Here is a 9,494-nt window from a genome sequence, read left to right on the forward strand (position 1 = left end):
AGGCTGCGTTCCCCTGCTCCACGGCTCCCAGGGCTGTGCCACCTACATCCGCCGCTACATGATCAGCCATTTCAAAGAACCCGTGGACATCGCCTCCTCCAACTTCCATGAGGACACGGCCATCTTCGGCGGCGGGGCCAACCTGCGCACGGCCATCGACAACATCCTGCGCCAGTACAGGCCAAAAATCATCGGCATTGCCTCCACCTGCCTTTCGGAAACCATTGGCGACGATGTGCCCATGATGCTGAAGGAAATCCGGAAAGCCAACCCGGACTATCCGCCCCTTGTCTTTGCCTCCACCCCCAGCTACGGCGGCAGCCATGAGGAAGGCTACTGGAAAAGCCTTTCCGCCCTCGTGGAGCAGCTTCTTCCGGAAGGCCCTTCGAACATGGCCGGAAAGAGAGAAGAGCTCCTGCCCCTTTTCACCGCAGCACTCTCCCCGGCGGATCAGCGTCATCTGAAGGATTTGGTGGGTCTCATGGGGCTTTTCCCCTGCCTTGTGCCGGACAGCTCAGAAACCCTGGATGGCGGCAAGTGGGAGGAATACGAGACCCTGCCCCGTGGTGGTGCGTCTCTGGAAAGTTTGCAGAACATGGCAGAAGCAAAAGCGGGCCTGCATCTGGGGGCCGCATCCAGCCTGCGGGAGGTGTCCCCCTTAACAATTCTTGGCAGAAAATCCGGCCTTGCGCCGCATTTTCAGGGGCTTCCCGTGGGCATCCGGGCCACGGACCGCTTCCTTGCCCTTCTTCAGGATCTCAGCGGACAGACCATCCCCAAGATGCTGCTGGAAGAACGCTCCCGACTCATCGACGCCTATGTGGACAGCCATAAAATTCTCTCCGGTCTCAAGGCCATGGTCTTCGGGGATGAGGATCTGGTGGCAGCTCTTGTGCCTTTTCTTGCGGAAATCGGCGTCAAAACCCTTGTGGCTGCATCCGGGAGCCGCTCCGGCCATCTGAAAAAAGCGCTGGAAAGTCTTCTTTCCAAAGAAGAACAGGAAGGCATGCAGGTGGTGGAAGGGGCCGATTACGCCACCCTTGAAAAGCTTGCCGAAGAAAATCCGCCGGACTTTTTCATGGGCTCCAGCAAGGGCTACGCCATGGCCCGAAAAACCAAAACGCCCCTTATCCGTGTGGGTTTTCCCATCCACGACCGGGTGGGCGGCCCCTCCATCCGCATATTGGGCTATGGCGGCGCACGGGAGCTTTTTGAGCGCATCTGCAACGGCATTCTCGAAGTGCGGCAGGAGGCCACGGGGGTGGGGTTTTCCTATCTATGAAGACAAAACCTGAATTAACCATGAGTTTTCATGTAGGGGCAACCCCCCGTGGTTGCCCAAAATCAGGGCAGGCACAGGGGCCTGCCCCTACACCAGAGGGATATGGGAAATTTGCTGAATAATTGCTCTCCCTCAGAAAGATCAAAACAGGGTCTGCCCCGAATACAGAAACCGGGCATCCAGACAGATCATCTAAAAAACCAAGGAGGCTCCCATGTCATCCATCTTTGATAACCATCCCTGCTTCAACAAGGCCGCACGCAAAACCCATGGACGGGTGCATCTGCCCGTGGCTCCCCGGTGCAATATCCAGTGCCGTTTCTGCGACCGCAAATTCGACTGCGTCAACGAAAGCCGCCCCGGAGTGGCCAGCGGTATCCTTTCGCCCTATCAGGCGCTGGTCTATCTCGACCATGTGTTTGCGGAAAAAAAGAACATCTCCGTGGTGGGAATCGCAGGCCCCGGCGATCCCTTTGCCAATGCCGGTGAAACCATGGAAACCCTGCGTCTTGTGCGTCAGCAGTATCCGGACATCCTGCTCTGCCTTGCCACCAACGGCCTTGGCATCGGGCCTTACATCGAAGAGCTGGCGGATCTTAAGGTCAGCCATGTGACCCTGACCATGAACGCCGTGGATCCTGAGATCGCAAGCCGCATTTATGCCTGGGTCCGCCACGAAAAAAGGGTGCGTCAGGCCCTGGAAGGTTCCGAAATTCTCCTTGAAAAGCAGAGCGAAGCCCTGATCCGGCTCAAATCCCATGGCATTGCCGTAAAGGTGAACAGCATCCTCATTCCCGGCGTGAACGAAGACCACATTCCCGAAGTGGCCCGCACCGCAGCCTCCCTTGGGGCCGATATCTTCAACTGCATTCCCTACTACCCCAACCCCGGCTCGGCCTTCGGCCATCTGGAGGAACCGGGGAAGGATCTTGTGCAAAGAATCCGGGCCGCCTCGGCCATTCATCTCCCCCAGATGACCCACTGCACCCGCTGCCGGGCCGATGCCGTGGGCTGCCTTGGCGAACAGGAAAGCCCCGGTCTCATGGCCAAACTCAAAGCCTGCGAGGCCATGCCCAAAACGCCGGACAATCACAGACCAGCAAAGGAGGATTCCTGCCGTATCCTCAGCCCCAAACGGCCCTTCATCGCCGTGGCCAGCAGAGAAGGCATTCTTGTGAACCAGCACCTTGGCGAGGCGGAAAACCTTCTCATCTTCCGGGAACAGGACGGAAACTTTGAACTGGTGGATACCCGGATCACACCGGCAAAGGGCGGAGGCGAATCCCGGTGGGAAGACATGGCCGCCCTTCTGTCCGACTGCCGTATGCTCCTTGTGAGCGGCATTGGAGAACGCCCGAAAACCGTACTGCTTCAGGCGGGCGTGGATGTCGCGGAAGTGGAAGGACTCATTGAGGCCGCCCTCACCCCGGCCTTTTCCGGGGCATCTCTGATGCATCTCAAAACCCGCAGCATCAAGGCCTGTTCCGGCGCTGGCGCAGGGGGATGCGGGGCATGAATGGCCTTGCTGGGGCAGACACAAGACCTGCCCCTACAAATACGCAATTTACCCAATTTTATTAAACAAACTTCAAAGGAGAACTCCCATGGCCCTTCCCCAACACACCATCCTTGTATGCGCCAGTTTCCGCGTTTCCGGCGACCCCCAGGGGGTCTGCCACAAAAAGGGCGCTGCCAGCCTCTTACCTTATATCGAAGAAGAAATCCTCGACCGGGGGCTGGATGCCCAGGTGGTGAGCACGGGCTGTCTCAAACAATGCGAGAAAGGCCCGGTGATGGTGGTCTATCCCCAGAATGTCTGGTATGGAAGCGTCGATTCCGAAGCTTCGGTGGACGCCATTCTGGATGCCATGGAGGAAGGGGCCATCTGTCAGGAACTTGCGCTGGGGCAGGCCCCATGACATCCAAAAGGCCCGCCTTCAGCATTGAAAAAGCCCTTGATGCGGACATCCCCGCCATGGTGGAGCTGCTGGCGGGTCTCTTCACATTAGAAGCGGATTTTACACCCGATGCCGCCAAGCAGGCCGCAGGCCTTTCCACCCTGATCCGTAAAAAAAATGCCCTTGTGCTCACGGCCAGACAAGAAAACCGGGTCATCGGCATGGTAACGGTGCAACGCCTCATCTCCACGGCGGAAGGCGGAGAGGTGGGGCTTCTGGAGGATCTGGTGGTAAAGGAGGGGCTTCGGGGCCGGGGCATCGGCACGGCGCTGATTCAGGAGGCCGTCCGCTGGTGCCGGGATCAGGGCATGACCCGCATCCAGCTCCTTGCGGATCGCAGCAACACCCAGGCCCTTGTTTTTTATCACCATACGGGATGGCAGGCCACCCAGCTTGTGGCCCTGCGCCATCCCATTCCCAAAAAGGAATAAACCATGAAAAACGGTATCCGCATCCTTTTTTTCGCTTGGGCGATCCTTCTTCCATGGCAGGCTGGGGCGGCATCCCCGGCACCCCTCACCATATCCGCCGCCATGAGCCTCAAAAACGCATTTGAAGACGTCAGCGCCGCCTACACCCGACAGAGCGGGGTTCCCTGTACCCTCAATTTTGCCGCATCGGGCGTGCTTCTGGGGCAGATCGCAGGGGGGGCGCCCGTGGGCCTCTTTGCCTCCGCCAGCCAGAAAGACATGAACGAGGCCGAGCGCCTCGGCCTCATCCGAAAGGAAAGCCGCAGGGATTTTGTGGCCAACCGCATGGTGCTCATTGCGCCCCTTGGTGCGGCACACCTGCCTTCGGATCTGGAAGGACTTCGCAGCAACGACATCAAGCGCATCGCCACGGGCAACCCCAAAAGCGTACCCGCAGGCCGCTATGCCCATGAAGCCATGGAAAAAAACGGGCTTCTCCCCCTTCTTCAGGAAAAGCTCATCTACGGAGAAAACGTGCGGCAGGTGCTGGATTATGTGGCAAGGGGGGAAGTGGATGCGGGGCTTGTCTATGCCAGCGATGTGCTTGCCGCCAAAGACAGGGTGCAGGTTCTCGCCCTTCTTCCGGAAAACAGCCACAGCCCCATCCGCTATCCCGTGGCTCTGGTGAAGGACAGCCCCTCGGAAAAAGCAGGAGCGGACTTCATCGCCTTTCTTTTTTCCGATGAGGGCAGGCGGATTCTGGAAAAACACGGCTTCAGCCCGCTGCCTTAGCTGATTTCCTGAAACAGAAACACCATATGGCACCCTCTCCCTCTGGCTGCTGACTGAGGCTCCCGAAGCCAGGGGCCGGGGTGAACGATCCGCTTTACGATATATCCAGTTCCGGAAACAGCCTCAGGAGCATACGAATATGGAACCTTCCTTTCTCTTTTCCCTGCGCCTCTCCCTTCAGGTGGCCCTCATCGCCACCCTGCTGGTGCTCCTTTTCGGGCTGCCGCTGGCCTATCTTCTGGCAAGACGGGATTTCAGGGGAAAGGAAGTTCTCGATGTTCTCCTCACCCTGCCCCTTGTGCTGCCGCCCACGGTGACGGGGTATTACCTCATCCTTCTTTTTGGCCGCAGGGGACTCATCGGCGGCCCCCTTTATGCGTGGACGGGCTGGAGCATCATGTTCACCTGGCAGGCGGCGGTACTGGCCTCCTTTGTGGTGGCCCTGCCCCTCATGATCAAAACCGCCCGATCCGCCATGGAGTCGGTGGATGCCACCCTCATCCATGCCTCCTTCACGCTGGGAAGAAAAGAGTGGGAAACCGCCCTCCGGGTCATCCTCCCCCTTTCCTCACGGGGGATTCTTGCGGGAACCGTGCTCTCCTTTGCCCGTGCCATGGGCGAATTCGGAGCCACCCTCATGGTGGCGGGCAACCTTCCGGGCCGCACGGACACCCTGCCCATCGCCATCTACAGCTCAAGTGCCAGCGGCGAATGGACGAGCGCCCACCTCATGGTGGCCCTCATGACCCTGGTTTGCGGGCTGCTGCTCTACATCGCCAACCGCAGCACCGCAAAGAAAGGAAAAGGGCCATGAGCTCCCCCGTACTGGAAGTCCGGCTCCGCAAGAAACTGCCCGGTTTTACCCTGGATGTGGCCTGGGACATGGCGGACGATCTTGTCTGTCTGCTGGGCTTTTCCGGCTCCGGCAAATCCATGACCCTCCAGATGCTGGCAGGTCTCATCCGGCCCGATACGGGCCATATCCGCCTCCGGGACAAAGTGTACTGCGACACCGAAAGGGGCATCCACCTTCCGCCCCAGAAAAGGCCCTTCGGGTATGTGTTTCAGGATCTGGCCCTTTTTCCCCACATGACCGTGGCCCGGAACATCCTCTACGGAAAGGCGGCCATGACGCAGAGGGAAAAGGAAGACCGCTGCCGGGAACTCATGGACCGCTTCGGGCTTCAGGGGCTGGCTTCCCGCTATCCCCACGAAATCTCCGGCGGCCAGAAACAGCGGGTGGCGCTGGCCCGCGCCCTGCTGCGAAAGCCGGATCTCCTGCTTCTGGACGAGCCCTTTTCCGCTTTAGACAGGCCACTGCGCCTCAGTATGCGCCGTTTTCTGCTGGAAATCCGGGAAAGCTTTCCCCTTCCCATCCTCATGGTCACCCACGACATGGACGAGGCGGCGGAACTGTCCAGCCGCATCATTGTGTATGAAGGGGGCAGAATTTCCCAGACGGGCCATCCGGAAGCCATCCGGAAAAAACCCGCATCCCTCACCGTGGCCCGGCTTGTGGCCTGAAACGGAAGCTCTTTTTGAAAGGATAAATCCATGGAACAAAAAGGCCCTGCCCTTTTCCGGCCCCTCATCATCGACACCACCTTAAGGGACGGCGAGCAGACACCGGGGCTGGCCTTTTCCATGGCGGAAAAAATCCGCCTTGCATCCATGCTTTTAGATGCGGGGGTGGATGAGATCGAGGCGGGCATTCCCGTCATGGGAGGCGAAGAAGCCCGGTATCTCCGCCACATCGCAAAATTCCTTCCAAAAGAGCGCATCTTTGGCTGGTGCCGACTCCATGCAAAGGATCTGGAAGCCGCCGAAGCCTGCGGCATGAAACGGATTCACATGGCCTTTCCCGTCTCCACCCGTCAGCTCCGGGTGCTGGGCTGGGATAAGGCCATCCTTGAAACCCGCCTTGAAACCCTTCTGCCCCTTGCCCTCAGCCGCTTTGAAGGGGTGAGCCTTGGCTTTCAGGATGCCACCCGCACCCCTGTGGAAGACATGCTGGCTCTTCTTGAAAAGCTGAAAGGTTTTCCCATCCGCCGCATCCGCATTTCCGACACCGTGGGTGTGGCAAGCCCCCTCGAAATTTCACGGCTTATTGAAAGACTAAAGGAAAAATCGCCCTTTGATCTGGAATTCCACGGACACAATGATCTGGGCATGGCCACAGCCAATGCCCTCACCGCCCTTGAAAGCGGAGCCAAAGCCGTGTCCCTCACGGTCAACGGCCTTGGCGAACGGGCAGGAAACGCAAGGCTTGAGGAGCTGGTCATGGCCCTGACCCTGAAAAAAATCCCCCATGGCGTGAGCACGAAAGCCCTGCGGCCCCTCTCCCGCCATGTGGCAGGGCTTACGGGCTGCCCGCTTCCGCCGGACAAGCCCGTGACGGGTGGAAGGGTGTTTACCCACGAATCCGGCATCCACTGCCACGGCCAGCTCCGCGATCCCTTGAGCTTTCAGCCCATGGAACCGGAGATCCACGGGCTGGCTCCTGTGCGGTTTATGGCGGGGAAACATGGGGGGAGAGCGTCTTTGGTGGGGGAAAGTTTGTTGGGTGCAAATAAAAGCTTGTCATGGGTGGAGGGGTAGGATATGGGGAAAAGATCGTTTTGGCTGTGGGGATGGGAAGAGAAAGTTTGACAGTGGAAACTTGCAGCTTAAAAATGATGGGGATGGTATTTTGGCCTTTTTTCCATGTTTTAGTCTTTAATATCAGAATAAGTGGAAAATTTTCCGGATATAGGAACGGATAACATGGAAAATTTCCATTTATTGCACTGTTGGGCGTCATCAATAATCTATGGAAGAAATAAAAATCATAAAAGATAAATCTGAATTAGAAGGCACATGTTATATCGAACTCAGCCTTGGTAAGTATCAAGGAAAACATTGGGAGGAAACGAGCCTTTTCTTTGAAGAAGAAGTATTTGGACTTATTGAACCGATTTTTGAAAAACTCGCACCAAACTATGACCACTATAATATGAATGATATTGATTCACATTCATGGGAAAATATTCTCTCTGAGCTTAAGACATTAAATGCCTTACTCGAATCAACAAATGAATTTGAGGATATACTTGGCAAAGTCGGTTTTATTTTTGCTGGTTCCCGTGACTATTTTCAGAATCATTTGTTTAGTTGCAAAGATCAACTTATAAAATTGATATCAGAATTGGTTGAATGGGTTGAAATTAATATAAAAGAGCATGGGTATATTGCAGTTTTAGGTATTTAGAAACGTTACAGCGCCCAACAATGCCCTTTCACTCCGACCGGGCTTACGGCGCGGTTTTTTGGAAGGGTTTCTTTTAATAAACTTTATCGTCTTTTCAGCCGCTTTCGGTGTTTTCGCCCGGCGGGTGAAGGGCGGCGTTATACATCACCATAAGTTCGGAGGTTTTGATTTAATGGTAATGGATTGGAATTTACTCTTATCCTCATTCAGATTGACTGCTGAAGAGGAGAGCCAAGACGATAGTGGAAGAACTACTTTCCATAAAGACTGTGACCGAATTATATTCTCAAGCTCGTTTCGCCGACTTGGGAAGAAAACACAAGTACACCCTCTTGCCGCAAATGATCATATTCATACACGTTTAACGCACAGTATTGAGGTTGCAAGCGTTGGTAGAAGCCTTGGTATTACAATTGGTGAAAGAATCCATAATCAATTACCAAAAGAAATATCACCATCAAATGTAGGTCAAATAGTACAAGCTGCCTGTTTGGCACATGATATCGGTAATCCTCCATTTGGACATGCTGGTGAAGAAGCGATAAAATCATGGTTTTCTCAACCTAAAGTCGCGCACTTACTTGAGGGATTAGAGGAACCAGAAAAAAATGATTTAAAGAACTTCGAAGGTAACGCTCAGGGCTTTCGAGTAATATCGCAGTTAGAATACTATCCATGCGATGGCGGAATGAGGCTAACCTATGCATCAATTGCGTCTATGCTCAAATATCCTTGGACTTCTCGAGAGATCAATAGAATTAAGAAGTTTAGTTCTTTTTTGACTGAAGAGGATATTTTAAAAAAAGTAGCAGATCATGTTGGTCTAATCAAAGTCGATGAATATAAATATTGTCGCCACCCCTTGGCTTTTTTGACAGAAGCAGCAGACGATATCTGTTATAGAATCCTTGATTTGGAAGACGCCCATGAAATGGGAATTTTGAGCTTTAATGAAATTTTGGAAATTCTTAAACCTCTATTTGGGGAGGACCAGAAGCTTAAAAATATGATCAGTTCAACCTCCATATCAAATAGGAGAAAGATGTCTTACTTACGTGGCCGTTCTATAGGTTTAGCAATTAACCACGTGTCAGAGGCATTTATGGAAAAGTTACCAATGATAATGGAAGGTAAATTGAACGATGAACTGATTTCATGTTGTCCAAATGAGATTAAAGACCCTTTGGATTCTGCAAAACAAATTGCTCGACAGAAAATTTTTAAACACCCTCGCAAAATTGAAATTGAAATAGGCTCATTCACAACAATGGGAATATTACTTGAAGCATTTTGTTCAGCTGTTAGAGAGCAAGTTATTGGAAGCAAGTTATCTTTCCGAGGTGAACGTATCATCAGTATGATGGGTATCAATGCCCCCCAAAAAGGAGATTCTTTATACCAGTCTTATATGCGAGTCTTAGATTATATATCCGGCATGACAGACAGCTATGCAACCCATATAGCCAAACAAATAGGTGGCATGGGCATGTAAAATGTATAACAAATAAGGATAGATCGTGTGAGGAACGAACCACGATCTCATTCCGTGTTGCAGACAACCACAGGACACCCATTTCGTCCTTGACCTCCATTCCAAAATCCCCTATCTTTCCCTTTAAAAACAAAATCCTATCTTTCCAGGAGTGCCCCCATGACCTACCCCCGATCCACTCTCATTAGTCAAATACCACCGGCAAAGCCGGTGGCCTGAAAACATGGAACCGCTCAAAGCGGTTAAAAAACCTGGAGCCACCTAAAGGTGGCTACCCAAACAAGTTCAGCTGATCCAGACGTTTGTCTTCGCG

At 53.9% G+C, this 9,494-nt stretch carries 10 protein-coding genes; all 10 read left to right on the forward strand.

Translation table 11 applies throughout. The annotated features are described in order from the left end of the window. A partial coding sequence (locus RBR60_RS15235) for a nitrogenase component 1 (RefSeq protein WP_320358346.1) occupies positions 1-1,282 on the forward strand: 1,282 nt, incomplete at its 5' end. 214 nt (positions 1,283-1,496) lie between these two features. Next, positions 1,497-2,798, forward strand: a complete 1,302-nt coding sequence (gene nifB / locus RBR60_RS15240) for a nitrogenase cofactor biosynthesis protein NifB (RefSeq protein WP_320358348.1) — start codon at positions 1,497-1,499, stop codon at positions 2,796-2,798. An 88-nt stretch (positions 2,799-2,886) separates the two neighbouring features. After that, positions 2,887-3,201 carry a (2Fe-2S) ferredoxin domain-containing protein gene (locus RBR60_RS15245; RefSeq protein WP_320358350.1) on the forward strand — a complete coding sequence of 105 codons (315 nt, stop codon included), beginning with the start codon at positions 2,887-2,889 and terminating at the stop codon, positions 3,199-3,201. Further along, complete coding sequence (locus RBR60_RS15250; RefSeq protein ID WP_320358352.1) at positions 3,198-3,671, forward strand: GNAT family N-acetyltransferase; 474 nt, start codon at positions 3,198-3,200, stop codon at positions 3,669-3,671. Before RBR60_RS15245 ends, RBR60_RS15250 begins: the two co-directional genes overlap by 4 nt. 3 nt (positions 3,672-3,674) lie before the next feature. Further along, positions 3,675-4,442 carry a molybdate ABC transporter substrate-binding protein gene (modA, locus tag RBR60_RS15255; RefSeq protein WP_320358354.1) on the forward strand — a complete coding sequence of 256 codons (768 nt, stop codon included), beginning with the start codon at positions 3,675-3,677 and terminating at the stop codon, positions 4,440-4,442. 139 nt (positions 4,443-4,581) lie between these two features. After that, positions 4,582-5,256 carry a molybdate ABC transporter permease subunit gene (modB, locus tag RBR60_RS15260; protein ID WP_320358356.1) on the forward strand — a complete coding sequence of 225 codons (675 nt, stop codon included), beginning with the start codon at positions 4,582-4,584 and terminating at the stop codon, positions 5,254-5,256. Continuing rightward, positions 5,253-5,966 (forward strand): ABC transporter ATP-binding protein, encoded by a 714-nt coding sequence (locus RBR60_RS15265; protein WP_320358358.1) that lies wholly within the window; start codon positions 5,253-5,255, stop codon positions 5,964-5,966. The genes modB and RBR60_RS15265 overlap by 4 nt, the downstream gene beginning before the upstream one ends. Before the next feature lie 30 nt (positions 5,967-5,996). Then, positions 5,997-7,040: a hypothetical protein gene (locus RBR60_RS15270; RefSeq protein ID WP_320358360.1), complete on the forward strand. Its 1,044-nt coding sequence runs from the start codon at positions 5,997-5,999 to the stop codon at positions 7,038-7,040. Between the two features lie 211 nt (positions 7,041-7,251). Then, positions 7,252-7,689: a hypothetical protein gene (locus RBR60_RS15275; RefSeq protein ID WP_320358362.1), complete on the forward strand. Its 438-nt coding sequence runs from the start codon at positions 7,252-7,254 to the stop codon at positions 7,687-7,689. A gap of 58 nt (positions 7,690-7,747) precedes the next feature. Then, positions 7,748-9,181, forward strand: a complete 1,434-nt coding sequence (locus tag RBR60_RS15280; protein WP_320358364.1) for a deoxyguanosinetriphosphate triphosphohydrolase — start codon at positions 7,748-7,750, stop codon at positions 9,179-9,181. Positions 9,182-9,494 lie beyond the last annotated feature (313 nt).

Source organism: Desulfobotulus sp. (genome assembly GCF_034006065.1).
In the GTDB taxonomy this organism is placed as follows: Bacteria; Desulfobacterota; Desulfobacteria; order Desulfobacterales; family ASO4-4; genus Desulfobotulus.

Excerpts from the sequence above, each read along its gene's own strand:
- nifB (WP_320358348.1), top strand. The coding sequence starts at position 1,497 with ATGTCATCCATCTTTGATAACCATCCCTGCTTCAACAAGGCCGCACGC.
- RBR60_RS15245 (WP_320358350.1), top strand. The coding sequence starts at position 2,887 with ATGGCCCTTCCCCAACACACCATCCTTGTATGCGCCAGTTTCCGCGTT.
- RBR60_RS15250 (WP_320358352.1), top strand. The coding sequence starts at position 3,198 with ATGACATCCAAAAGGCCCGCCTTCAGCATTGAAAAAGCCCTTGATGCG.
- modA (WP_320358354.1), top strand. The coding sequence starts at position 3,675 with ATGAAAAACGGTATCCGCATCCTTTTTTTCGCTTGGGCGATCCTTCTT.
- modB (WP_320358356.1), top strand. The coding sequence starts at position 4,582 with ATGGAACCTTCCTTTCTCTTTTCCCTGCGCCTCTCCCTTCAGGTGGCC.
- RBR60_RS15265 (WP_320358358.1), top strand. The coding sequence starts at position 5,253 with ATGAGCTCCCCCGTACTGGAAGTCCGGCTCCGCAAGAAACTGCCCGGT.
- RBR60_RS15270 (WP_320358360.1), top strand. The coding sequence starts at position 5,997 with ATGGAACAAAAAGGCCCTGCCCTTTTCCGGCCCCTCATCATCGACACC.
- RBR60_RS15275 (WP_320358362.1), top strand. The coding sequence starts at position 7,252 with ATGGAAGAAATAAAAATCATAAAAGATAAATCTGAATTAGAAGGCACA.